Genomic DNA, 24,192 nt, shown 5'->3' with positions numbered 1-24,192 from the left:
ATCCTCCCATGGCATGATGTATATTGGAAACTGGCCCATAAATTTTTACACTTAGATGGGGTTAAGAAGCGACTTTGGCAGTTTTTCTTAATTTCTCTACCTCTCCAGTGCAACATAGGCACGGTTTTTTCCTAGGGTTAAAATTATAGTAGTTTTTGAGAGAATCTCAGACATTATGTTTGCGGATATGTTTTATATTGCTATATCCCTATGATTGTTGTACTTAGGTGTATGATAATGTTGTTGTAGTAACTGCAGCTATCATGGATTTTTGTGGATAAAATAGTCAATGTAAAAATCTAATAATCTATAATTATGCAGAAGAAAAAATCTAAAAAATCTGTGGATTCACGCAGATCATTTATTAAAAAAGGTGCTATGGCTTCCTCCATCTTTTTTGTGCCTAGGCATGTACTTGGGGGTGTTGGGTATACAGCTCCAAGTGACCGATTGAATATTGCAGCTATTGGTGCTGGAGGAAAAGGGGCCAGTGATATCCGTAATGCCTCTGTAGGAGGAAGGGAAAAAGTAGTAGCCTTGTGCGATGTGGATTTCTCCGGATCGGCTAAAAAATCAGTTGAACTCTTTCCAAAAGCAAAACTTTATGCGGATTTCAGGGAGATGTTGGACAAGGAAAAAGGGATCGATGCCGTTACCATTTCCACCCCAGATCACGTTCATGGACCGGCAGCTGCTTATGCTATGGAGCGCGGGGTACATGTATATGTGCAAAAACCAATGACACACAACATACGGGAGGCAAGAATGCTTACCGAGATGGCTAGAAGCAAGAAAATAGTGACCCAAATGGGGAACCAAGGAGGTTCCAACCCCTTATTGGGCATGGTTCAAAAATGGGTGGATTCCGGGGAGCTTGGTAAGATTTCAAAGGTACAGGTATGGACCAATAGACCTGTTTGGCCACAAGGTGGTGCGTTTCCCAAACCAGATCCAAGTGCAAAACCTAAGGACCTTAATTGGGACCTATGGTTAGGGCCATCGGAATTTAGACCTTATACTCCCAATTTACATCCCTTTGGATGGAGAGGTTGGTGGGAATACGGTACCGGGGCGTTGGGAGATGTTGGATGTCACTTAATCGATATTCCTTTTAGGACCTTAGGACTCAAGTATCCAACAGATGCGGAATGCAGTGTAGGTGCAGTTTACACCAATATGTGGAATGCCGATTATCATCCGGAAGGTTGTCCGGCTTCGTCGTTCATAACCTTACATTTTGGGGCTACGGATAAGAGCAAATCACCGATTGAGATGACTTGGAGCGATGGAGGTATAAGGCCTGCACATCCAGAAATTATTCCGGCCGATCATGAAATTGGTGGAAATGGAAGTCAGAACGGGGTATTGATGATAGGGGAAAAGGGAATTATTTCTACCAATATCAACGATAGCTCCCCATTAATGCCAAAGTTGTATATGAACGATGGCTCAACGGATTTTGGTCCTGAAGTGGAGCCAAATGATGAGCCGGAATACGGACATCAACGCTTATGGATTGATGCCTGTAAGGCTGGGTTTGGTAGCAAGGAGCACCTTGGTCTAACATCTTCCTTTGATTATGCCGGACCTATGACGGAGACCGTTCTTATGGGGAACCTTGCCATTCGCAGTTATTTGTTACAAAGGGAAAACGAGAAAGGAAAAATGGAGTTCTTTGCCCGTAAAAAATTACTTTGGGACGGGGAGAATATGCGCATAACCAATCTTGAGGAAGCAAATCAGTTTGTTACAAGAAATTACAGGCCTGGCTTTGTGGTTTAATAAATAGCGTAGATTATTGAACACCCTTAACGGCTTTTAAGTAAGTCTTTAAGGGTGTTTTGTTTTGAACAATTAACTAAAATTTATAAATCCATTGGAATTATGGTATTAGACGACGTTGGGTATTTTGCTATATTTGGCCCTTAAAAAAGAATAACTATGAAGATTACACTTTTTGCTATGGCCCTCGTGCTTTTTATTTCTTGTGATACCGAGAAGAAAACCGAGGAGGACATTGATTATGTTGCCAAGAACGAGGCGGATATCCAGGCATATGTTGAGGAGAACAATTTAACAGCCGTACGGAGCAATTCAGGACTATATTATGTAATTGAAGAAGAAGGCACGGGAACACAGGCAGAGGCCAATTCCAATGTAACGGTGGCCTATAAGGGGTACTTTCTTAATGGATCGGTCTTCGATCAAAGTGATGCAGAGGGAATTACTTTTGGTTTAAACCAAGTTATAGCCGGTTGGACAGAGGGGATTACCTACTTTAAGGAAGGTGGCAGCGGAATATTATTGGTGCCCGCCCATTTGGGATATGGCAGCAGGGATTATAACGGAATCCCAGGGGGCTCTGTACTTATTTTTGAGGTCTCTTTGATTTCTGTGAATTAAGAACACTTATCTTTTTTACTTGCTCTTTGGCATTCGCCCAAAAGTAAGAACAATTTCAAAAACCAACCGCAAGGTTGGTTTTTGCTTTTGGTCGAGTATGGAATTTTGATAAAATATCAGATTTAGTGTTTTATTTGCCGACGAAGAGCCTTTTTTAGAGCTGTAATCGGCCCAATATGATAATGAACCGACCAACTGGTTTGATATTGAATCTCAGAAAAGTAATAATTCTTTCTTTTTTTACTGCATAAAAGTGGATACTTACTTAAAATTCTTCTTCATGATACATCATGTCCTTATATTTAAAGTTTCGAAATAATCCCTGGATAGTTAAAGCATCCCGGTATTAAAAGTTTACCAAAAAGTGAAGCTAAAACGGAGAAGAAAACCGATTACTTGTCCAAATATTTTGGATCAGTCTGTTCGGTTTAATCCCTTTGTGTTCAGTCGCACCTTTTTGTTGTGGGCCGTTCTTGGTTTGATGGGCGGATTTATTATTCCTTTATTTTTTGAGGGGGTTAGCCTGGGGTTAATTTTGTATATATTGTTCCCCTCCATTAACCCAACCTTGGCCATAATAAGTTGTATGGCTGCCATAAATGCCTGTGTTGCCGTAACGCCGATGAGCACCACAATTCTTTTGGTTACTTTGATAGGCTTTGGTTAATTTGTCCTTATTTTGTTAACTAGTCTTACTGGCTATGTTTTGGCCCCTAGAATGACTTTTATGAGTTCCCAAATGGAAATAATATTTAATGGTCTTAATAATATAGGTGAATAGGTCACATGGGTTTAGATTTGTTTAGAGGTATTGAAGTGGTAGCGGAAAAAAAATTGATCGGCAACCGATTGGTAATGTCTTTGGCAGATGATAGAACCAAAGAACTTTGGCAGGGATTTATGAGCAGAAGAAAGGAAATTCGGAATCCTTTGTCCAAAGACCTGATAAGTATGCAGGTATATGATCGTCTGTTGAGTTTTACGGAATTTAATGATACCACCCAATTTGAAAAATGGGCAGTAGTTGAGGTTAAGGATTATGCCAAAATACCTGAAGGAATGGTTTCTTATACCTTGTCCGGAGGTTTGTATGCCGTTTTTGTACATAGGGGGTTGCCCAGTTCCTTTCCAAGGACGGCGCAATATATTTTTGGGGAATGGTTGCCAAAAACAGAATATCAATTGGACCATAGGGAGCATTTTGAGATTATGGGAAGTAAATACAGGAACAACGACCCAAGTTCGGAAGAAGAGGTCTGGGTACCAATTAAAAGAAAAAATCAAGAATAAAGAGATATGGAAAGAAAGTCATTTTTAGGTTTATGGGCAATAATCCTGTTATTTCAATTTTCAATGGCCCAAGAGAATGTTGCTATTTCTTGGTGGAATCCCGCAGAATCCAATTCCCTGGAAATTGAAGGACAAGCCTGGCCGGGTCAGGTTGCCTCAACTTATCATCGTTTACCAAAGCAGGCCGGGGGAGTAGTCCGGGAAGCGGTCTGGAACTTGTCCAAACATTCGGCAGGACTTTCCCTTAGGTTTAGGACTAATGCAAAATCGATTACGGTACGGTATAAGGTTAAAGGGAACCATGCCATGCCCCATATGCCGGCAACCGGAGTAAGCGGGGTAGATCTTTATGCCAAGACCAGTGATGGGGATTGGAGATGGTTTAGAGGCAAATATTCCTTTGCCGATACCATTCAGTATAAATATTCCAATATCGATCCTAAAGAGAAATACCATGATAAGGGAAGGGAGTACCAGTTATACCTGCCATTGTACAATGAAGTGGAATGGTTGGAGATCGGTGTACCGGAAGATGCGGTAATGGAACCTTTGCCTTTAAGGCAGGAGAAACCTATAGTGGTTTACGGAACATCTATAGCACATGGGGCCTGCGCTTCGCGCCCAGGAATGGCGTGGACCTCTATTTTAGGGAGAAAAATGGATAGGCCGCTTATTAACTTGGCATTTTCGGGAAATGGCAGAATGGAAGAAGAGGTAATCAATTTTATTACGGAATTGGATGCTAAAATCTTTGTATTGGATTGTTTGCCAAATTTGGGCGCGACCATAGATCGTTCGTTGGACGATGTACGGCAGCTTATTATGTCTGGTGTAAAACAGATAAGAACAAAGCGTCCCTCAACGCCAATTTTGTTGGTGGAGCACGATGGGTATTCTGATGGTGCCGTGGATGCTGATCGTTACAAGACCTATATGGATTTAAATAGAATAGCCAAGGAGGCCTTTGCGCAATTAAAGTCTGATGGGCTAAGGGATATTCATTTATTGACCAAGGAAGAACTGAATCTGTCTATGGAGAGTTTTGTGGATGGTACCCATCCAACGGATTTGGGAATGATGGAATATGCCTTTGCCTATGAAAAAGCCTTACGGGAGATATTAAAGGAGCCCATAGGAAGCATTTCCACGACTATTCCGGTAACCCAAGCCAGGGAGCCAGAAATGTACCCTTGGGAGGGACGTCATCAGGAATTGTTAAGTATGAATAGGGATAGTGCTCCCAAAATATGTTTTTTTGGAAATAGTATAACCCATTATTGGGGCGGTTCTCCAAAAGCAATTTTAAGCAGTGGGGCAGATTCCTGGAAGGCCAATTTAGACGAATTGGAGGTACGGAATTTTGGTTTTGGTTGGGATAGGGTGGAAAACGTGCTCTGGAGAATATATCACGATGAATTGGACGGTTTTGAAGCGGAGCAAATAGTCCTGATGATCGGGACCAACAACGAACACCTAAATACGGATGAAGAGATTCTCAGTGGATTGAAAATGGTGATCAATGCCATAAAAGAGAGACAGCCTAAAGCTAGGTTGTTGTTGCTTGGGTTATTTCCAAGGGTAGACAAGGAGGAGCGTATGCGTAATTTAAACACGGGAATAGCTGCATTGGCGACCGCTAAAAATGTGGATTATGCAGATATCGGGGCAGTGCTGTTGGACAAGGACAATAAAATTGATGCCAGTCTTTTCTCGGATGGTTTGCATCCCAACGCAATGGGTTACCGAAAAGTGGGCAAAAAGCTGAATGCCATCCTTAGGGAAGGCACTAAATAGAAGTTTCTAAAGTGAAATCGTATTATCTTTAATAGTTTCCTATTTATTGGATGGTGGTAGTAAAAATAGATACTTGGCCAAACCATTTAACAAAATCCAATTCTGGGTCAAGGGTTCACTGACCTATAGGGGTCGTGCCACCATTATCCCCGTATTGCTTTTTATGCCTTTTAGGTAATCGGCCAAGGGTTGTTTCGAGACTTCTACCTCCATGGATCCTGTGGAAGCATGTAGCAAATGTATTCTCCCGTCAGCTTCCCTTGTGGCGATTCCGGTATGCGTAATATCCAAACCTTTTATGGAAGTGGTCAGAGCTATAATGTCGCCAGATTGTATCAAATGCTCATTCGCTTGGATCTGGTCCTGAGGAAGGATACAGATGGACTGCGATTTAAGAAATTCCTCCGAAGCCTGAATTTTCCCATAGTTATCGGCATCTTTGAGAAAAGGGTATAGTTCCCTATGTGTACTCATAAAATTAATGGCCTTTTGGCTTTCCACACCTCCTATTTGGGAGGTCATATCCTTTAACAGGCCCTTATGCTCATTGTTGGCGATCCATTCCGAAAAATAATGCAGTCGTGAGGCGTAACCATTGAGCTTTCCGTCTTTATACCGAATGGTTTCTAAATAATCGGTAAAGGCGTCAAAATCTTGTTTGTTGTGCTTTCGCATAAGGGAAAATGCCAATACATTTTCTACAAAAGTAGTGCAGTCCAATCCTTGTAAATTAATGACCAAGGATTCCTTTTCTCCAATTTCCAAAGTTTTGGCTACATAAGGAATTCCTATAAAGGTCTTCCCAATGGACACCATATTTTCACCAACCGTCTGTTTTTCCAAATTGGAAATAGCCTGCATCTTATTTTCAAAGGCATTCCTGTCTTGAGGAGAACATATTAGATTTTGGGCAAATCCGCTAGGGATAAGTGACAAAATAAGAATCAAAAAGAGGAAATGTTTCATAGAATATTATTAAAATTTTACTTTACATAAACCTTTACAACTATTTGTAAATATGGTGTTTAAATTTTATAGAATATAAATTTATTCTAAACGGTTTTTTATTCAATAAATTTATAAGGACCCTACCTTGTCCATTTGGAGCAATGGGATTTTTTGCAGGTAAACCACTATTCATTACATATCATTAATCAAGGTATTATATAGGTTTTTCCGTTTCCACATCTAATGCATAAAGCCACTATAAATCGATGGATTGTTCACTATGGCACGTTGCCTGTCTTTTAAATTATACTCTTCGGTCGTTAAGTGCAATACTTCTTCTTCAGTATTAATGTCCGTTATATTGAACCCTTTGTTGATATAGTAGGGTTTGCTATGAATATGATCAGAATCTTTGAATACTAACATAAACATTTTTAAATTGTTACTATAGTTGTCCTTATCTTTTACTTTAAAGTAGTAACCATGATAATTAGTGGATGGATAATACATTTTTTGGTCCTTGACGAATTCAATGGAATGCTGTTCGGGGTCTAATTCCAAGGCCTTGTGGAGAATGGATTCTGCTATGGCCTTTTGGTTTCTATAATTGGAAGGGAAAAAATCCAGTTTACCAATTTTTTGCAATTTTTCAAAAAGCAGTAAACGGGTTTCTGCATTTTCAGCCAGTGAATTTATGGAGCTTGCCGATATTTTATTGTGACCGAAAAATGGATTTTCTTCGTTTTTCAGACGAAGGGCCACATATGAGGCTTGTATTTGTGGGTCGTTTACGGTGGACAAGCGTTGAAAGAACAGGGCTACCTCACTTTCTTTGATATAGGGGTATAGTAACACGGTATAATTCTCTAGTATCTCGTAATTATTATTGCTGCTGCTACTGGCAATATCCTCGTTCAATAAGTCCATGGTAAGGCCTAGTTGCCTCTTCAACTGGATCTTGGCGTCGTTGAGAATCTGATTTTTATATTTTTTGTAGCTCTTTGGCTTTATCAATCCGCGGGCCTTAAGCTTAGCTAGCATGGAAAAGATAGGCGATTTATACTCTTCTATGGCACTGTAATCCAATATTTCGGGGAATAGTTTGCGGGCCAAGGGCAGACTGTCCAGATAGGGCTGGAAAATATTCTGTATCTCCTGCTTGCTCGATACCAAGGGCAAGTCGGTGGACATAAGCCGTAAGAGTAGTTCTAATGACGTTTCATTTTGGTTTTTGCTAATGGCCTGTAGGATTTTTGTTTGTGCCTTGGAGTTGTTGTAGGACCTAGCATAGTAGTTCTCAAAGAAGCTCGTGGCATCAATGTCTGGCATTTCGGCCAATTTTTGGATTAAATGAGCCTGAAGATATTTCTGATTGTCTTTAAAGTCGAACTCCGATATATAGTATTTTAAGGAATCGGCGTGCTTTTTATTGAACTTTAAAAAAGCATACCCATCATGGACTATACTGTCGTTCTGTCTAATGGCTTTAAAGAAATCGGAGGTTTTATCGCTTACGATAGAAGAACCTACCAAGGTGTCTGTAGGTGTAAAATTGTTGAAGAAATCCTTGACGAATCTGCTGGGGGGTTTAACGGTATCTATTAAGGCCTTTACTTCGTATAATAGTCCGCCCTTAACAATGTTCTTTATCAATATTCCCCTGGTACTGGCGGTATCTGTTAGGGTTAGGTTTATTTCATGATATTTTTCATTGTACTTGGGGCGTTCCTCCCTAATAATGTTAAAGGTATTCTGACGGTACAATTTTCTTCTTAGTAGCCAAACAGAATCGATATTGGGAAACATTAGAAAATCATGGGCCTTGTTTACCGTCACTAAGATGGCCTCATTATTTACGTTCTGGTAAATGGATTTTTTGGTGTAGGCACTATAGGGCTTGGGTTTCTTGTGTCGTTCGTAGTAATTATTACTGTTTTCAACAAATTTTGGTGGATCAACGGGGCTTATGGTAGAAAAGAATAAAGCGGTATCCTGTATTTTTTTAAACTCTTCGGTATAATTTTGTTTCTTAATTTTGAATGAGTCGAAATATTGCTGTGCTTCAGTACTGTCTTTAGTCACACTACCCAGAAGATAGTAGTTGTTTTCCCAAATAATGGTCTTTAAATAAAGTCGATTTAGGCCAGTGGGGTCAAACTTTGCAGAAGAGGATAGGCTTTGGCCATCGAACGGACCATATTCCGGTTCCAACTTTAGATCTTGATAAAATCTGTTTTGAATTTGTTTTAGCTCGAAGGTATCTTGCTCAATAAAATTAAAATCGTTTAGGGTGGCTTTCTTAAGAAAGAAATAGGAGGAAGTTTCTGGATTAACTGCCTCAATAAATCGATTGCCTTTTCTTTTGCGGTTGGTAAAATTGTAGAGGGAAGGCATTTCAATTTCAAAGTCATGAAATTCCGAAAAAAGTACCGTTCGTTTTTTTTCTAATGATTTGAAGCTGATGCTGTTAAAAATAGTATCGGAATGTTTTACCACATAATCCCCTTGCCCGCTCATTTTAAAAATTAGTATTTCCAAAGGGGTGATGTAGATATGGTACCGTTGAAAATCGCCGTTTTTCAATTGATTTTTTATGTCCAAGCCGGGATATGTCCCGTTTTCTATTTTGTTCTTTTCAAGGATTTTCCCGGGAATATTCTCGAACAGTAATTTGTCCACATCATCCAAAGAGTAGGTGTAGTCCTTTTTTAAATAGGTAAAAGTGGGAATTCGATTCACCATTATATAGCTTCCATTGGCCAAATCGGGCGAAATATAGGTGGTATTGGTATATTCCGCTATTGGATATAGCTTGTTGGGCAAAAGAAGGCTAAAATGCCCATCATCGGGAGTCCTGGTACTATATTCATTACTAAGGGTTTTGGTTTCCAGGGAATCCTTTAAGGCGCGACCTTTGTATGTAAACCGGGAGGTAAGCGGTTTAACTTCGTAGCCCATATTTCTAAGAAGTTGAATAACCCCCTTTTTTCCAGGGAGGTGGGCAGCTCCAATCCCAGCGAATACTTTTGCCGTATGCATTAAGGAGTCCAAACGTGCCGCCATATTTTTGTTACGGGCATAGAGCATGTTCTGCAAATAATGCTCGGTATACATGGCCTGGTCCAAGGAATCAATTAGATTGATATTACGCTCCCTATAGGCATCTTGCAAAAGCGACATTACATCTTGGGTCTGCATCTTTTTTTGAAGCCATTCGTCCGGTTTGGGTTTCATGGCATTCATGTTGGCCCTACCAACCAAGGCAGTGGATTCCTCCAAATCCTCCAAGGCCCTTATAGGCTTGGAATACTTTTTCCCGGCTTGATAAATGAACATGTCCAAATAGGTTTCTTCCTCAAAATTTTGGGAACTTTCATTGGTTCGGTAAAGGATATTGTTCACAAGCCGATCATCCAAAGAAAGATAAGAGGAGACTATTTCCTTACTAGGGTTTTTAATGGCAAAAGGATAGATATAAAATCCCTTGGTTACAAATCCGGTTCCAAAGCCTATGCCGCTACCGCGCATTTTACCATAATCATCCAACCAAGTATCCGGATCCGATTCCAGAGCCACAATTTCACTTTTGTCCAAGGCTTCGTAAAAAACATCGTCCAACCTAAAGGCGATTTTTTGGCTTACGTGCATGGTTCCGTACAAATACGAGGATTTCTTCAGGTTATTCCCCGATATTTCCCAAAGAAGACTGTTCTCCTCCTGGGCAAATAATCCCTGGGAAATCATTAGAAAAAGAAAACCTAAGTAAATGCGCATACCAGAATTCAAATTTTAGTTAAAAATGCTTCAAAATTTATTAGGAATAAAAGCTTAAGGCATAATTAACGTTTTATTTGTATTAACGCACCATGTTTCATGCCACACTTAATGCGTAGCCGTCTATTTTTGGAAAGTTTTGGTTGTAAGTCCGTCTTTAAGGTACAAACGTGTATGAGGCAGGCTTTCCGGGTAATTTTCTTGTAAAAAACCAATCAGTTTTTCCCGTACCAAAACTCTTAAATCCCAGGCCGTGGGTGAGTCAACGGCACTCATTAGTGCCCTAATTTCTACACTTTGGGCTTTGGCATCCGTTACTTGAAGCACATTCACTTTTCCATCCCATAGATCTGTGGACGACAATATCCTGGTGAGTTCCTCCCTAAGCTTATCGAAGGGAACACGATAATCTGTATGTATAAAAACGGTTCCCATTAAATCTGCGGATGTTTTGGTCCAATTCTGAAACGGTTTTTCTATAAAATAGGTGGTTGGAACTATAAGTCTCCTTTTGTCCCAAATTTTAATCACTACATAAGTCAGTGTAATCTCCTCAATGCGTCCCCACTCACCTTCAACAATCACCACGTCATCAAACTTTATGGGTTGGGTAAAGGCTATCTGTATGCCGGCCAGAATACTTCCAATGAGCTTTTGTGCGGAGAAACCAATGATTATACCCGCTACCCCTGCAGAGGCAAAAAGACTTACCCCAATTTCCCGGATACTTTCAAAACTCATCAAGGCTGCTCCTAAGGCCAATACTATGACCACTACAATAAAAATTCGTTCAAGAATATTAAATTGGGTATAAATTTTTCGAGCTTTTAAATTATCTGAAGTTCCTACATCATAGTTATTGATAATCAAATTTTTGGAAACCTTTAAAGCTACTAAAATCAACCAGGTTATTGAAAATATGATCAGCAGGGTACTGGATTTTTTAATTACAAAACTATAATCGTTCAGGTATAATAAAGTGTGAAGCGATTTTGAGCGTAATAAAAAGGACAGGAATAGTATAAAAAGTGGTTTACTCACCCTTTTCATGGCATCCTTGGGGACTAGGTATTTTGGGTTACTCCCCAATTTGCGCAGGATAAAATAAGTGCTGATATATAGAATGGTCAAAAGGACAAAAGTGCCTGTAGCGTATAGGAGGGTCTGGTTGTCTATGTTTTCAAATATTTGCTCCATAAAGGTCCTGCTTAGGTTAATAATGACCATAACTTAGTAAAATCCATTCAATATAAAAATTTCGGGCAGGTATATTGTCTTTATTAACCTTCAAAAACTTCTAAAGCTGCATATTATATGCCTGGAGGGGACCGATTATTAAATAAACCAGGCCCCGGCATCTTAAAAATACTTAATGGTATTAAAATAGATATGCTGTGTCCATACCATTAAATTGGTGCTGTCTATGGAGGTATAGATAAACTATTTAATGGATTTAAATTATAGTTGGTCTGCAAGTGTTATTTTTGTTGCACAGGTAAATTGATAAAAAAAGGAAGAATGAAAGGAGTTTTGTTGGTTAACTTAGGTTCCCCGGATAGTCCCACACCTAAGGATGTTAAACCTTATTTGGATGAATTTTTAATGGACGAAAGAGTTATTGATGTTCCCAAATGGTTAAGGAATATAATAGTACGCGGGATTATTCTGCAAACCCGGCCTAAAAAATCGGCCGAGGCCTACAAAAAGATATGGTGGGAAGAGGGGTCCCCCTTAATTGTAATCTCTGAGCGGTTTGCCGATAAGGTAAAGAAGCAAAGTGAAATTCCGGTAGCCTTGGGGATGCGTTATGGGAGTATGACGATAAAGAATGCCCTGTCAGAGTTATCCGAAAAAGGGGTGGACGAGGTACTATTGGTGCCATTATATCCGCATTACGCCATGTCTTCCTATGAAACCGTTGTGGTAAAGACCATGGAGGTCAAGGATGAATTTTTTCCTAAGATAAAAATAACAACACTACCCGCGTTCTATAATAACAGGGATTATATTGAGGTACTTTCAGAAAGTATTGCGGCAGGGTTAAAAGGGTTTGAATACGATCATATCTTATTTTCCTATCATGGTATTCCTGAAAGACATATTAGAAAGTCCGACCCCACAAAATTTCATTGTAAGATAGATGCAAGTTGCTGTAAGACCAATTCGGTGGCACATCATACCTGTTATCGCCATCAGTGTTACGAAATGACAGAAAAAGTAAAGGAGAAACTGGGTCTTTCCAATGATAAGGTAAGCCTTTCCTTTCAGTCCAGATTGCCCAACGACCCTTGGTTAAAACCGTATACCGACTTTGAATTTGAGCGTTTTGGAAAAGAGGGTATAAAGCGTTTGGCAGTAATTACGCCGGCCTTTGTTGCAGATTGTCTGGAAACCTTGGAAGAGATCGCCATGGAAGGGAAACACCAGTTTCAGGAAGCAGGTGGTGAGGATTACAAGCATATTCCCTGTCTCAACGATAACGAGGCATGGGTGAATTTAATGGTGAAATGGATCGGGGATTGGCAGACTAAGGAAACACTACCAGTGTAATGGCCAAGGTTTCCTCAGAACAGTTGGGCCGTGAACCTATAGGGAAATTGTTGGTTAAACAGGCAGTTCCCGCCTCTATTGGTATTTTAGTAATGTCACTGAACGTTCTGGTGGATTCTATTTTCGTCGGCAACTGGATAGGTTCCATAGCCATAGCGGCGATCAATGTAGTACTGCCGGTTTCCTTTTTTATAGCGGCCCTAGGTATGGCCATTGGTATTGGGGGTTCTAGCATTATTTCCCGTGCCCTGGGTGAAAACAACAAGGAAAAGGCCTTAAAGACTTTTGGAAACCAAATTAGCTTAACACTTCTGGTCACCATTGTCATGGTGATATTGGGGCTGTATTATGTAAATAGCCTTATCCCGGCCTTTGGTGGCAAAGGGGATATTTTTGGGCCTGCAAAGATATATTATACCATTGTTCTGTACGGGGTGCCGTTTCTGGCCCTATGTATGATGGGAAATACGGTTATTAGAGCTGAGGGCAAGCCAAGATTTGCCATGAACGCCATGATAATTCCTTCGGTAGGAAATCTTTTGATGGATTATATCTTCATTTATGTCTTTGACTGGGGAATGGAAGGGGCGGCTTGGGCAACCACCATTGGGTATGTTCTTTGTTTTGCGTACATCCTGTATTTTTTTCTTTCCAAAAATTCGGAACTAAAATTGAATTGGTCACATTTTGGATTGGATCGTCCAATCTTAAAGGAGATTGGGGCTTTGGGATTCGTTACCTTGTCCAGGCAGGCCGTAATTAGTTTAATTTATTTGTTGATGAACAATATCCTTTTCGGTTTGGGAGGGGAGGCTATGATAGCGGTCTATGCCATTATTGCTCGGATGCTTATGTTTGCCCTCTTCCCTGTTTTTGGGGTAACCCAAGGTTTCCTGCCCATTGCGGGATTCAATTATGGGGCCAGAAAATACCAAAGGGTACGAGAATCGATCAATACCGCCATCCTCTATGCCGCAGGCTTGGCATTTATAGTGTTTGTGGGACTCATGATTTTTCCTGCAGAGATCGCCGCTCTGTTTTTGAGCAACCAACCAGATATGTCGGCCTCGGAACTGGCCATGAATTCGTATGTTTTGGAACATACCCCCTCGGCCATGCGTTGGGTCTTTGCCGCGACACCTATCATTGCCGTTCAATTGATAGGAGCCGCCTATTTCCAGGCCATAGGTAAGGCAGTACCGGCTCTATTGCTGACCTTGAGCAGACAAGGCTTCTTTTTTATACCGCTCATTTTAATTTTGCCAAATTATCTGGGAGAACTAGGGGTTTGGATCTCTTTTCCCATTGCAGATGTCCTGGCCACGCTGGTTACGGGCTATTTTTTAAGGAAAGAGGTGAGGTCGACCTTAGTCACAGCCAAGGATAGGCTTTGACTTGATAAACTAATTTTGGAAAATTATGTAGTCCCGATACTTATATTAGTTTTTCAGAAATCCGTCTACTATCTTTACGCAACAATAGAACTTTTATGACCGATTATTACAACTATATAAAAGCCTTGCACCTCATTTTTGTTGTTACTTGGTTTGCGGGCTTGTTCTATATACCTCGATTGTTTATCTACCATATCGAAGCCAACCAAAAACCGTCACCGGAGCGGGAGATTCTGAGCCATCAATTGAAATTGATGACCAAGAGATTGTGGTTTATCATAACTTGGCCTTCCGCCGTTTTAGCTACCTTCTTTGCCATATGGTTATTGTTTTTGTATCCAGCCTGGTTGCAACAACCTTGGATGCATATAAAACTTGCCTTTGTGCTATTGCTGATAGCCTATCACTTAAAAAATCATCAGATATTCAAACAGTTGCAGCGCGATGAAGTGAAATACACTTCCAAATTTATGCGTATTTGGAACGAAGGGGCGACCTTAATTCTTTTTGCCGTGGTTTTTTTGGTGATTTTAAAGGGCACCTTCAATTGGATTTTTGGCGTTGTCGGTATTATTGTGCTGGGAGTTCTATTAATGTTGGGTATAAGGCTCTATAAGCGTATCCGTGAAAAAAATCCGGAGGCTTAAGTACTACTTGACCTTATATGGATATCCTTTTTGGCGTGATAATTGTTACCTTTATGATTTAAAATAGATTTCAATTGTTGAGAAACATTTCCTTGCGTTCCCGAATTTTTATCTCCATGATTTTTTGGGTGGTAATTGCATTTGTTTTGATTGCGTCGGTTACCATTTACCAATATAGCGAGCAAAATAGGGATTACCATGCCGAACGTATGGAGCGTAAGGAGGAGCAGATTAAACAGAGTATAGATCTGGCGCTTCAAAAGACTACTTATCCGGTAACAACAGAGAACTTGGGCCATATTTTTCGTGATGAGATTTATGAGATAGCCCTAGTTCAGAATATTAACTTTAATATTTATGACCTGCAAGGCCAGTTAATTAAAAGCTCCAGGCCTAAATTTGAAGTGGATTCCATTTCCACATGTTTGGATGCGGAGGTATTGAACAATTTGGCTTCCTCGCCCAACAAGAGATATGTGGAACAAAAATCGGCAGCAGGCTATAACTATCAGGCGTCCTATACCTACATAAGCGATAAAAGGTTCAAGAATGTGGGAATATTAAACCTGCCCTATTTTGAAGATAATTCATTTAATGATAAGGAGTTAAGGGAGATACTGTTAAGGCTTACAGGAGCTTATTTGTTGTTGATGCTCTTGGCCATTGGTCTTGCCTATTTTATTTCCAAATATATCACTAGATCCTTGCAGACCATTTCCGAAAGGTTAAATCAGACAGATCTTACCAAAAGAAATGAAAAGATTATAGTAGAGAATCCCAGCGAGGAAATTGGGAAATTGATTACCTCCTATAACGAAATGATCGATGAACTGGAAATAAGTGCGGCAAAATTGGCCAAAGGGGAACGGGAGCAAGCATGGCGTGAAATGGCAAAACAGGTGGCTCATGAAATTAAGAATCCGCTTACCCCTATGCGTTTAAGCGTGCAGAATTTTGAACGAAAGTTCAACCCTAATGATCCGGATATTGCAAAAAGGGTTTCTGAGTTTTCAAAAACATTGATTCAGCAGATCGATACTATGAGCAGTATCGCTTCTGCGTTTTCCAATTTTGCCAATATGCCTGCCCAGCAAAACGAGACTTTAAATGTGGTAAAGATCGTAAAAATGGCCGTGGATATTTTTGATGAGAACTATATTCATTTTTTCTCCGAGGAAGAGGAAATAATAGCCAAATTAGATCGTACGCAATTGATAAGGGTAGTTACCAACCTGGTTAAAAATGCCACGCAAGCCATTGTAAATGTAGATTCTCCCAAGGTTTTGGTAACAGTCTCCAAAGATGGGGATTTTGTAAAAATGACTGTGGAGGATAATGGTATGGGAATCTCAATGGAATCAAAGGAAAAGGTATTCGAACCCAAGTTCACCACCAAGACCAGCGGTATGGGACTTGGACTTGGGATGGTCAAAAATATTGTGGAAACTTACAAGGGAACCATCAACTTTACTTCTGAACCTGGTAAGGGCACCGTATTTACGGTGCGTTTTCCCATTGCCAACGGGGCGTAAAAATTTAGGTTGCTAGAGGCAAGTAATGTATATTCAATATTTTAGGAATTTTAGAGGAAAATTAATTTTAAAGCAATGAAATACGAAAATTTACTTATTACTACAGACAAAGAGGTGGCCATCATTACTATTAATAGGCCTACTAAGTTAAATGCACTTAATAAAGCAACCATAGAAGAACTGCACTATGCGTTTAAGGATTTGGGGAAGGATAAAAAGGTGAAGGTGATTATTTTAACCGGAAGCGGGGAGAAGGCGTTCGTGGCAGGGGCCGATATTTCCGAGTTCGCCAATTTTTCCGAAAAAGAGGGCGCCAAATTAGCCGCCAAGGGCCAAAAACGATTGTTCAATTTTATAGAAAACCTATCCACGCCGGTCATTGCGGCGGTCAACGGATTTGCTTTGGGAGGTGGATTGGAATTGGCCATGGCCTGTCATTTTAGGGTGGCCAGTCATAATGCCAGAATGGGCCTTCCCGAAGTTTCCCTAGGGGTTATACCAGGTTATGGGGGAACACAGAGACTACCACAGCTTATAGGCAGGGGTAGGGCCATGGAAATGATCTTAACAGCTAGCATGATAGATGCAGCCAAAGCATTGGAGTTCGGTTTGGTCAACTATGTGGTGGAGCAGGAACATCTTATGGACCTTTGTCAGAAATTTGCAGGTAAGATATCGAATAATTCACCTGTAGCCATTAGTTATGCAATAAAAGCCATAAATGCTGGTTTTAACAATAGTATTAACGGGTATGAAACGGAAATAGAGGCTTTTGGCAGTTGTTTTGGCACTTCAGATTTTAAGGAGGGAACCACTGCTTTTTTGGAAAAAAGAAGGGCCAATTTTCCGGGTGCTTAGAAAGATACCCTAAATAGTTTGTTATGAATATTGGGAAAAACCTTGTATTGCCGTGTTTCTTTTTATGCTTTTTTTTCCTTACCCAGGCCCAGCAATTGCCTGTAAAATATAGCTTTGGAGAAAAATATAATGATAGGTATAAATATTCCAATTTGTTGGAAATTTCGGATGACGGAATGGGGGGCTCTATTTTGGTGCGTTCCTATTACACCGGTATAATCCTGAAGCCCAAAGGTTATTATATTGAGCATTACAATAAGGATTTGGAACTGGTAGGAGAGTATAATTACAAGCTAAAGGGCCTCGACTTTGTAAATGCCTTTGTAAAGAACGGACAGCTTAATATCCTGTTCTTGGATTATAATCTTGGCAAGGGTGCCTATGATTACGTGGTGCATAGAAGTCCATTGGACAATTTTAATTTTACCCAGGAGACCATTCTTTCCATACCCTCTCAGCCAGTAAACGATCCTCTGGACCATAATTACTATAGAAGGAATTTTTCATCAGGTTTTACTACTACGGCTTTTCTCAATGAGGATAAAACCGCAATCGCTATCAGTACCCACTATAAAAAAGGGAAAGAGGAAAAACACTTTGTATATCTATTCAACAGTAGCTTGAACAAACTTATAGAATATGATTTTTCCGCAGAAATAGAAGAAAAGAACTATGCCTTTGAAAACATGGTTACTTCAAAAGATTTAAACCAAGTCTATCTGGTTGGTAAGGCCTATTATAAAAAGAAGCGTTTCGCGGCTACGGAACGCAAATTTCAATATGAATTATTGAAGGTTGCCAAGAACGGGGCCATTACACAGACTTTTGATGACCCTGGTAAATTTTCAGAAGCCTTAAAACCCATCATTGTAAACGATAAATTGATCTGCGTTGGATTTTATGCGGACAGAAAGGACAATAGATATAATGGCTTGGCCTATTTTGAACTGGATAGAAACTCCCTAGGCATCAAAACCAAAAAGTATAATGCCTTTTCCCAACAGTTTATGGAGGATAAGTTTGGCAGGGAAGACGACACGGAAATTAAAAATCTGGTCTTCAAGAATGTCAGTGTTACCAAGGATAATTCCATTCTTTTTAATGCGGAGGAATATTTTGTTACCTCCAGTGTGCAGCAGGACCCAACCGGTTCCAGGGTAAAAATAGAAAGGTTTCATTACAACGATATTGTTAGTGCCAAGTTAAATCCGGAAGGAGATATTGTATGGGCAAGAAATATTAATAAGTCGGAGGTAACCCAGGGAGACGGGGCATATGCCTCTTATAGTTCTTGCGCCAGTGGCGATAACACCTATTATCTTATCAGCACGGCTGCAGAAAACCCACAATTGTTAAGTGGTGAAAGATTGGTTTTTAAACAGGGTCTTAGTCGCAACAGAAACGTATTTATGATCCAATTAGACAAGGAAGGCAAGATAAGTTATGAAAAGGTAATAGACGATCATGAAGCACGCCTTCCGTTAATGGTTTCCATGCCGCTAATAGACAAGGAAAACAGTAATATGCTTTATTATGCCAAAAGGGGATCTAAAAAGCAATTGGTAAAAGTGGAAATTAACACTCCATAACACCTTAAGATCAGGGTTGTCCTCCCGATTAGTAAATGCTATGGTTCTTTCGGGGTCATTGGTTTATTGCCAAAACTGGAGTAACGCTTTGCGCCAGGCGGCAAGGGGCCTCTAATTTGTTGCCAATAGTCTGTTCCGTATTCCTTATCTATGCCCAAGTATAAACTATCCAGTTGTTCACCGGTAGGTTTGGTGGCTCCGAGTTTTCTGTAAAAATCACCAATCTTTTTTGCTATCTGTCCTTCTTGCGATTGCTGGTAAGCGGCCATTTCTGCGACCGACTTTTCAAATTCGGCTTTGGTCATGGGTATTAAAGGTGGTTGGGAAAGGCTTTTGGCCAATTCAGGATTTGTGTCCATCAACGACGGATTTATGGAATCCCTTGGGTGTAATATAATGCTGCCTTCCAATAAGTTGTATTTGTCAATAATAGCTTGTGCCTCTTCTATGGTAAAATTAATATCATTATCCCCATCCTTTTCTTGTTGTGCATATAAACCATAAGCTGTGGAAATAAATAATAATATTATAAATCTGGTTGATCTAAAGTTCATCTGTACAAAATATATTACAACAATATAGCTATTATTATAATTTGCATATAAAAAGCGATTAATATTAAGAATTTCTTGCAGGATTAAATTCCATTTCGAAGTGTATAAATTATTGTTTTTTTTGGATTAGTTATTGGATAAATTCCATAAATTTGGATAAAGTCCAAATATTGTGAAACCAAATGAATATATCAAGGGTCGTGGAGCCCAAAAAAATACTGACAATAGGTTTGCCCAATTCTCCAATGAATTAAGGGACGATTTTTTGGAATTCTGCCGTATTGAAGGGGAAATATCGGATCGCAATAAGACCCAGTACCTTCCCATCTTTCCAAAGACGATTGTAAACAAAGTAGATAGTCCCGATGTGGGCATGAATTATTCCCTCAATCCTTATCAGGGTTGCGAACATGGATGTATTTATTGTTATGCTAGAAATACCCACGAATATTGGGGTTATAGTGCTGGACTCGATTTTGAACGCAAGATTTTGGTCAAAAAGGACGGCCCGGCCTTATTGGAAGCTAAGTTGAAAAGCCGAAGTTGGAAGGCTGCTACCATTGTACTCTCAGGGAATACCGACTGTTACCAACCTGCAGAACATCAATTTAAGATTACCAGGGCTTGTTTGGAAATTTTTCTAAAGTACCGTCATCCTGTAGGTATAATTACCAAAAATGCACTGGTATTAAGGGATCTGGATATCCTTACTCAATTGGCGGCCGATAATTTGATAGGGGTAAATATTTCCGTAACCTCCTTGTCCGAAGAAACCCGGCGCATCCTGGAGCCTAGGACCGCTACTATTAAAAGGCGTTTGGAGACCATTCGCCATTTGTCCGAAAATCATATTCCCGTAAATGCAATGTTGGCGCCGATTATACCGGGTATCAACAGTCATGAAATTCTTAATTTGGCCAAAGCCGTATCCGATGCAGGTGCTCTTTCCTTTGGGTTTACAGTGGTTAGGCTCAATGGTGCCATAGGTCGGATATTTGAGGATTGGATAAGAAAGACCTTACCCGATAGGGCCAATAAGGTATTGCAACAGATTGCAGACTGCCATGGTGGCTCCATGAACGATAGTCGCTTTGGTATTCGCAACAGAGGTGAAGGTAAAATTGCACAGCAGATTAAGGATTTGGCCCATTTGGCGCGACAAAAATATTTTAAGGATAAAGTATTTCCAAAACTTAGCACAGAGCTTTATGAAGCGCATAAGGGAGGTCAGTTGAAGTTATTTTAACATATGGTCCTAGTTAACCTTGGAGCTGGTATGGGTCATAAGCTTGTTTGTAGACCGATGTAAAATAAGTAGGAGGCTATAATTATACCAAAAGGTATTTGAATTGATTATCAGGCGTTACCGTTCCATTCCTTATAGAATTGCTCCAAATAGTCCATCATGAATTGGTGCCTTTTTTCTGCGAGTTTCTTTCCAGACTCAGTATTCATCTTGTCTTTTAGGAGCAGTAATTTTTCATAAAAATGATTTATGGAAGGAGCTTGGGATTTTTTGTACTCCTCCTTGGTCATTTGTAGGTTGGGGGCAATTTCAGGGTTATATATTTCCCTATTCTTATACCCACCGTAGTTAAAGGCACGGGCAATTCCAATGGCCCCAATGGCATCCAATCGATCGGCATCCTGTACTACCTGCAATTCTTTGGACTCAAATGACTTTTTAGAATCCAAACTGGACTTAAAGGAGATATTTTCAATTATTTTTACCACATGTTCTATGGCCTTTTTGTCTATCCCCAAAGAAATCAAAAAATCCTTCGCCATACGGGGGCCTACAGTTTCATCCCCTCCATTAAATTTTGCATCTGCAATATCGTGTAGTAATGCACCTAGACTAACCACCAGTACATCTACCTTTTCATCTTTCGCTATAAGAAGGGTATTCTTAAAAACACGTTGGATATGGAACCAATCGTGTCCTCCTTCGGCGCCCTTCAGTGTTTCTTTAACAAAGGCAATGGTTTCTTCAATGATTTGGGTATTGGTCATGTAGATGTAATTATGGCCTTGGTTATGGTTTTTTCAATTTTTTCTATGAGCACTTCCACATCGCCTTTGTTTTCAAATGGCTTGTGCACCTCAAAGCTTATGTGATTGCCAATTCCATACGGAAATTTGCCATATTTCAGCATTTTCCAGGAGTTGTTGATACTAATTGGTATAATTAGGGCAGAGGGCGCCTTTTTTAAAAGAACCTTTAATCCTGTAGTGTGGAATTTTTTCGGTTGTCCGTTCTTGCTTCTGGTGCCTTCCGGGAATATGACTGCGGAACGCTTGTATTTCTCAATATAACCGCCCAGTTTTGCTATTTCGGTTAAGGACTGCCTACTGTCCTTTCTATTGATGAGTACCGAACCGCCATGCCTTAGGTTATAGGATACGCTGGGTATTCCTTTGCCCAATTCCATCTTACTCACAAATTTGGGGTGATGTTTTCGCATGTACCAAATAATGGGGGGAATATCGTGCATGCTTTGATGGTTGAGCACAATTATGGCCGGTCTATCTGTTGGTATATTATGTGGGTTGATAAAGGTATATCGGGTGCCAAGAACATGGGTACAGCGCAGGAGGCAGAGGTTCAATAGGGCCACACTTTTTCTGTGCGCATTATAGCCGAACCAATTGAAGCAGACCCATTGAATGGGATGAAACAGAAGCAATGTTAGCCCAAATAATATGAGGTAAAGGGCAGACAATGGAAATGCCAATACTTTTTGCATGTTACAAAAATAAAAAACCGCTCTTTTACAAAGCGGTTTCATTCAAGAATATTTATTGAATATTAATGGGGTAAGGCCACATTAACAAAATTCGTTGTAAGCTTCCATTAAATTCTCTGCAATTACTTCTGCGGGTCTACCTTCAATATGATGGCGTTCTATCATATGTACCAATTCCCCGTCCTTGAACAGGGCCATACTTGGTGAAGATGGAGGAAAAGGAATCATCGCATTCCTTGCGGCATTCACGGCCTCAGTGTCTACACCAGCAAAAACAGTAACCAAATGGTTTGGTTTTTTTGGATTCTGAAGGCTCATTTTGGCAGCAGGTCTTGCATTGGCCGCAGCACATCCGCAAACCGAATTGACCACTACCAGGGTAGTTCCTTCTTTACTTAGGGCACTTTTAACCTCATCGGCCGTATATAGTTCTTCAAAACCAGCTACTGCTAGGTCTTGTCTCATAGGTTTTACTAATTCTGCAGGATACATAGTATATATTTTTATTCGATTATTGATAAAGTTTTCAAAGATAACCATTTTAGAACATCCTCACTAAATACCTTAACTTTTCATTAGAGCTTCTATTGTACCTTAAAATTATATCTTTGCCAAAATTTGAAATAAAGATGATTAAATGGTTTGCCGCAATTTTGGGGTATTATGTCTTTAGATTTCCCGGGGCTATCCTGGGATTTATTATTGGTAGCTTTTTCGATAATTTAAAAAGTTCTGGCAGTGGGGGAGGGCGCTCAGTGTTTAGGGATATTACACAGCAGCATGTGTCTCCCGCCGATTTCGAGATTAATTTACTTTCCCTATGTTCCATTGTAATAAAGGCGGACGGTTCCGTTAGCCAGACCGAGATGGATTATGTACGCCGATATTTTGTAAGCACCTATGGTAAGGATAAGGCCAATGCCATCTTTAGGACCTTTAATGAGGTTGTTAAGAAAAGGGAGGTCTCTGCAGAACGTATATGCAACTATCTAAATCAGCGCACAAGGTACGAAGTAAGGCTTCAGCTATTGCATTTTTTGTTTGGCATAGCCCAGGCGGATGGTACCCTGCGTCCAGCTGAAATCGATAAAATATCCGAAATAGCACGATATTTTAGGGTAAGCAACATAGATTTTGAAAGTATTAAGGCCATGTTTATCAAATCGGCCGATAATGCCTACAAAATATTGGAAATTGATAAATCGGTAACGGACGAAGAAGTTAAAAAGGCCTATAGGACCATGGCCAAAAAGTATCATCCGGATAGGGTAAATACCGAAAATGAAGCTATTAAGAAAGGGGCCGAAGAAAAATTTAAGGAAGTTCAAAAAGCTTATGAGATAATTCAACAGGAAAGAGGTCTTTAGGACACGTATTAATAATCTAAATTTTAATCTGGACAATGGGGAATTTTTGGTTTTACATTCAGATGGGATTGGAGCATGTTTTGGATTTGGATGCTTATGACCATATTTTATTCTTGGCAGCCCTGGCGGTTCCGTTTACCTTTGCAAACTGGAAAAAAATATTGGTGCTTGCCACTATTTTTACAATTACTCATTGCGCCTCCCTTGCCCTGTCGGTCTATGATGTATTGTTGGTTGATGTTGGGTTGATAGAGTTTCTTATTCCCATTACTATCTTCTTTACGGCCATACACAATCTATTCCATGCCAAAAAATCGGCAGAGCACAGGAATATGGTCCTTTATAGCGTAGCAACAGGATTTTTTGGTCTCGTTCATGGCTTTGGATTTTCCAATTATTTTAAAATGCTAATGGCCGGGGAAGAGGAAAAAATTTCTCCCTTACTGGGTTTTGCTGCCGGGATAGAATTTTCCCAAATATTGATCCTACTGGCGGTATTGTGCGCCAATTATATCGTTAGATCTTTATTTGCGGTAAAACAGCCCCTTTTTACACAGGCAATGTCGATTATTATACTGTTTATTACAATACCTATGTTGTTTGCAACGTTTCCTTGGTAAGGTTTGGCTAAATCTTAACCTTTAGGCATTGTTTGGGTTGCGGGTAGCAGCTATCTTAGTAAGGAAAAGTTATTTATTCCCAATTGGCTAATATTTTCAATAAAAAGTTCCCGTACCTTTGTAAA

Annotated in this window: 20 protein-coding genes and 1 pseudogene; 14 read left to right on the top strand and 7 right to left on the bottom strand. The window is 40.0% G+C overall.

Features of this window, described 5'->3' with window-relative positions:
- The first annotated feature begins 315 nt into the window (after positions 1-315).
- The 5 genes and pseudogenes from BUA60_RS01630 to BUA60_RS01610 all read left to right on the top strand — a co-directional run bounded on the left by BUA60_RS01630 (position 316) and on the right by BUA60_RS01610 (position 5,487).
- Complete coding sequence (locus BUA60_RS01630; protein ID WP_072860002.1) at positions 316-1,782, top strand: Gfo/Idh/MocA family protein; 1,467 nt, start codon at positions 316-318, stop codon at positions 1,780-1,782.
- A gap of 159 nt (positions 1,783-1,941) precedes the next feature.
- Positions 1,942-2,403 (top strand): FKBP-type peptidyl-prolyl cis-trans isomerase, encoded by a 462-nt coding sequence (locus tag BUA60_RS01625; RefSeq protein WP_072860001.1) that lies wholly within the window; start codon positions 1,942-1,944, stop codon positions 2,401-2,403.
- A 475-nt stretch (positions 2,404-2,878) separates the two neighbouring features.
- Positions 2,879-3,184, top strand: a pseudogene (locus BUA60_RS22725) (chloride channel protein); the annotation flags it as partial.
- A 5-nt stretch (positions 3,185-3,189) separates the two neighbouring features.
- On the top strand, positions 3,190-3,693 hold the full coding sequence (locus BUA60_RS01615; RefSeq protein WP_072859999.1) for a GyrI-like domain-containing protein: 504 nt from the start codon (positions 3,190-3,192) through the stop codon (positions 3,691-3,693).
- A gap of 6 nt (positions 3,694-3,699) precedes the next feature.
- Complete coding sequence (locus tag BUA60_RS01610; protein ID WP_072859998.1) at positions 3,700-5,487, top strand: SGNH/GDSL hydrolase family protein; 1,788 nt, start codon at positions 3,700-3,702, stop codon at positions 5,485-5,487.
- A 123-nt stretch (positions 5,488-5,610) separates the two neighbouring features.
- Here BUA60_RS01610 and BUA60_RS01605 read toward each other — a convergent pair whose 3' ends face one another.
- The 3 genes from BUA60_RS01605 to BUA60_RS01595 all read right to left on the bottom strand — a co-directional run bounded on the left by BUA60_RS01605 (position 5,611) and on the right by BUA60_RS01595 (position 11,406).
- Positions 5,611-6,453: an N-acetylmuramoyl-L-alanine amidase-like domain-containing protein gene (locus BUA60_RS01605; RefSeq protein ID WP_072859997.1), complete on the bottom strand. Its 843-nt coding sequence runs from the start codon at positions 6,451-6,453 to the stop codon at positions 5,611-5,613.
- A gap of 222 nt (positions 6,454-6,675) precedes the next feature.
- A complete protein-coding gene (locus BUA60_RS01600) occupies positions 6,676-10,209 on the bottom strand; it encodes a TraB/GumN family protein (RefSeq protein ID WP_072859996.1) in 3,534 nt (1,177 codons plus the stop codon).
- 123 nt (positions 10,210-10,332) lie between these two features.
- Positions 10,333-11,406 (bottom strand): mechanosensitive ion channel family protein, encoded by a 1,074-nt coding sequence (locus BUA60_RS01595; RefSeq protein WP_072860806.1) that lies wholly within the window; start codon positions 11,404-11,406, stop codon positions 10,333-10,335.
- Positions 11,407-11,727: 321 nt separating this feature from the next.
- On the opposite strand from BUA60_RS01595, the gene hemH reads away from it, so the two are divergent.
- The 6 genes from hemH (at position 11,728) to BUA60_RS01565 (ending at position 18,779) form a co-directional block, all read left to right on the top strand.
- A complete protein-coding gene (gene hemH / locus BUA60_RS01590; RefSeq protein WP_072859995.1) occupies positions 11,728-12,759 on the top strand; it encodes a ferrochelatase in 1,032 nt (343 codons plus the stop codon).
- Entirely contained in the window at positions 12,759-14,153 is a 1,395-nt protein-coding gene (locus tag BUA60_RS01585; protein ID WP_072859994.1) for an MATE family efflux transporter, read from the top strand. Before hemH ends, BUA60_RS01585 begins: the two co-directional genes overlap by 1 nt.
- 95 nt (positions 14,154-14,248) lie before the next feature.
- Positions 14,249-14,800 carry a CopD family protein gene (locus tag BUA60_RS01580; protein ID WP_072859993.1) on the top strand — a complete coding sequence of 184 codons (552 nt, stop codon included), beginning with the start codon at positions 14,249-14,251 and terminating at the stop codon, positions 14,798-14,800.
- A gap of 116 nt (positions 14,801-14,916) precedes the next feature.
- Entirely contained in the window at positions 14,917-16,332 is a 1,416-nt protein-coding gene (locus BUA60_RS01575) for a sensor histidine kinase (protein ID WP_072859992.1), read from the top strand.
- Positions 16,333-16,407: 75 nt separating this feature from the next.
- The gene (locus tag BUA60_RS01570; RefSeq protein WP_072859991.1) at positions 16,408-17,190 is read left to right on the top strand and encodes an enoyl-CoA hydratase/isomerase family protein; all 783 of its coding nucleotides are present in this window, start codon (positions 16,408-16,410) and stop codon (positions 17,188-17,190) included.
- A gap of 23 nt (positions 17,191-17,213) precedes the next feature.
- Positions 17,214-18,779 carry a hypothetical protein gene (locus BUA60_RS01565; protein ID WP_072859990.1) on the top strand — a complete coding sequence of 522 codons (1,566 nt, stop codon included), beginning with the start codon at positions 17,214-17,216 and terminating at the stop codon, positions 18,777-18,779.
- Between the two features lie 38 nt (positions 18,780-18,817).
- On the opposite strand, the gene BUA60_RS01560 is transcribed toward BUA60_RS01565, so the two are convergent.
- Entirely contained in the window at positions 18,818-19,333 is a 516-nt protein-coding gene (locus BUA60_RS01560; RefSeq protein WP_072859989.1) for a hypothetical protein, read from the bottom strand.
- Positions 19,334-19,505: 172 nt separating this feature from the next.
- Between BUA60_RS01560 and BUA60_RS01555 the strand changes: the two genes are divergently transcribed.
- Positions 19,506-20,579 (top strand): PA0069 family radical SAM protein, encoded by a 1,074-nt coding sequence (locus BUA60_RS01555; RefSeq protein WP_072859988.1) that lies wholly within the window; start codon positions 19,506-19,508, stop codon positions 20,577-20,579.
- Positions 20,580-20,689: 110 nt separating this feature from the next.
- Here the strand turns inward: BUA60_RS01555 and BUA60_RS01550 are convergent, their stop codons facing one another.
- The 3 genes from BUA60_RS01550 to BUA60_RS01540 form a co-directional block, all read right to left on the bottom strand.
- A complete protein-coding gene (locus BUA60_RS01550; RefSeq protein ID WP_072859987.1) occupies positions 20,690-21,346 on the bottom strand; it encodes an HD domain-containing protein in 657 nt (218 codons plus the stop codon).
- Positions 21,343-22,080: a lysophospholipid acyltransferase family protein gene (locus tag BUA60_RS01545; protein WP_072859986.1), complete on the bottom strand. Its 738-nt coding sequence runs from the start codon at positions 22,078-22,080 to the stop codon at positions 21,343-21,345. The genes BUA60_RS01550 and BUA60_RS01545 overlap by 4 nt, the downstream gene beginning before the upstream one ends.
- A gap of 81 nt (positions 22,081-22,161) precedes the next feature.
- Positions 22,162-22,572 carry a BrxA/BrxB family bacilliredoxin gene (locus tag BUA60_RS01540; protein WP_072860805.1) on the bottom strand — a complete coding sequence of 137 codons (411 nt, stop codon included), beginning with the start codon at positions 22,570-22,572 and terminating at the stop codon, positions 22,162-22,164.
- 137 nt (positions 22,573-22,709) lie between these two features.
- Here BUA60_RS01540 and BUA60_RS01535 point away from each other — a divergent pair, with 137 nt between their 5' ends.
- The gene (locus BUA60_RS01535; protein ID WP_072859985.1) at positions 22,710-23,447 is read left to right on the top strand and encodes a tellurite resistance TerB family protein; all 738 of its coding nucleotides are present in this window, start codon (positions 22,710-22,712) and stop codon (positions 23,445-23,447) included.
- Between the two features lie 35 nt (positions 23,448-23,482).
- The gene (locus tag BUA60_RS01530) at positions 23,483-24,067 is read left to right on the top strand and encodes a HupE/UreJ family protein (RefSeq protein ID WP_072859984.1); all 585 of its coding nucleotides are present in this window, start codon (positions 23,483-23,485) and stop codon (positions 24,065-24,067) included.
- The last annotated feature ends 125 nt before the right edge of the window (positions 24,068-24,192 follow it).

The sequence above is a fragment of the Arenibacter palladensis genome (genome assembly GCF_900129275.1).
Lineage (GTDB): Bacteria > Bacteroidota > Bacteroidia > Flavobacteriales > Flavobacteriaceae > Arenibacter > Arenibacter palladensis.
The sequence above is the reverse complement of the archived record's forward strand: the minus strand, read 5'-3'. Positions and strand labels throughout refer to the sequence as shown.

Excerpts from the sequence above, each read along its gene's own strand:
- BUA60_RS01575 (WP_072859992.1), top strand. The coding sequence starts at position 14,917 with ATGATTTTTTGGGTGGTAATTGCATTTGTTTTGATTGCGTCGGTTACC.
- BUA60_RS01550 (WP_072859987.1), bottom strand. The coding sequence starts at position 21,346 with ATGACCAATACCCAAATCATTGAAGAAACCATTGCCTTTGTTAAAGAA.
- BUA60_RS01595 (WP_072860806.1), bottom strand. The coding sequence starts at position 11,406 with ATGGAGCAAATATTTGAAAACATAGACAACCAGACCCTCCTATACGCT.
- BUA60_RS01545 (WP_072859986.1), bottom strand. The coding sequence starts at position 22,080 with ATGCAAAAAGTATTGGCATTTCCATTGTCTGCCCTTTACCTCATATTA.
- BUA60_RS01565 (WP_072859990.1), top strand. The coding sequence starts at position 17,214 with ATGAATATTGGGAAAAACCTTGTATTGCCGTGTTTCTTTTTATGCTTT.
- BUA60_RS01610 (WP_072859998.1), top strand. The coding sequence starts at position 3,700 with ATGGAAAGAAAGTCATTTTTAGGTTTATGGGCAATAATCCTGTTATTT.
- BUA60_RS01585 (WP_072859994.1), top strand. The coding sequence starts at position 12,759 with ATGGCCAAGGTTTCCTCAGAACAGTTGGGCCGTGAACCTATAGGGAAA.
- BUA60_RS01605 (WP_072859997.1), bottom strand. The coding sequence starts at position 6,453 with ATGAAACATTTCCTCTTTTTGATTCTTATTTTGTCACTTATCCCTAGC.
- BUA60_RS01530 (WP_072859984.1), top strand. The coding sequence starts at position 23,483 with ATGGGGAATTTTTGGTTTTACATTCAGATGGGATTGGAGCATGTTTTG.
- BUA60_RS01625 (WP_072860001.1), top strand. The coding sequence starts at position 1,942 with ATGAAGATTACACTTTTTGCTATGGCCCTCGTGCTTTTTATTTCTTGT.
- BUA60_RS01535 (WP_072859985.1), top strand. The coding sequence starts at position 22,710 with ATGATTAAATGGTTTGCCGCAATTTTGGGGTATTATGTCTTTAGATTT.
- BUA60_RS01580 (WP_072859993.1), top strand. The coding sequence starts at position 14,249 with ATGACCGATTATTACAACTATATAAAAGCCTTGCACCTCATTTTTGTT.
- hemH (WP_072859995.1), top strand. The coding sequence starts at position 11,728 with ATGAAAGGAGTTTTGTTGGTTAACTTAGGTTCCCCGGATAGTCCCACA.
- BUA60_RS01540 (WP_072860805.1), bottom strand. The coding sequence starts at position 22,572 with ATGTATCCTGCAGAATTAGTAAAACCTATGAGACAAGACCTAGCAGTA.
- BUA60_RS01600 (WP_072859996.1), bottom strand. The coding sequence starts at position 10,209 with ATGCGCATTTACTTAGGTTTTCTTTTTCTAATGATTTCCCAGGGATTA.
- BUA60_RS01560 (WP_072859989.1), bottom strand. The coding sequence starts at position 19,333 with ATGAACTTTAGATCAACCAGATTTATAATATTATTATTTATTTCCACA.
- BUA60_RS01630 (WP_072860002.1), top strand. The coding sequence starts at position 316 with ATGCAGAAGAAAAAATCTAAAAAATCTGTGGATTCACGCAGATCATTT.
- BUA60_RS01570 (WP_072859991.1), top strand. The coding sequence starts at position 16,408 with ATGAAATACGAAAATTTACTTATTACTACAGACAAAGAGGTGGCCATC.
- BUA60_RS01615 (WP_072859999.1), top strand. The coding sequence starts at position 3,190 with ATGGGTTTAGATTTGTTTAGAGGTATTGAAGTGGTAGCGGAAAAAAAA.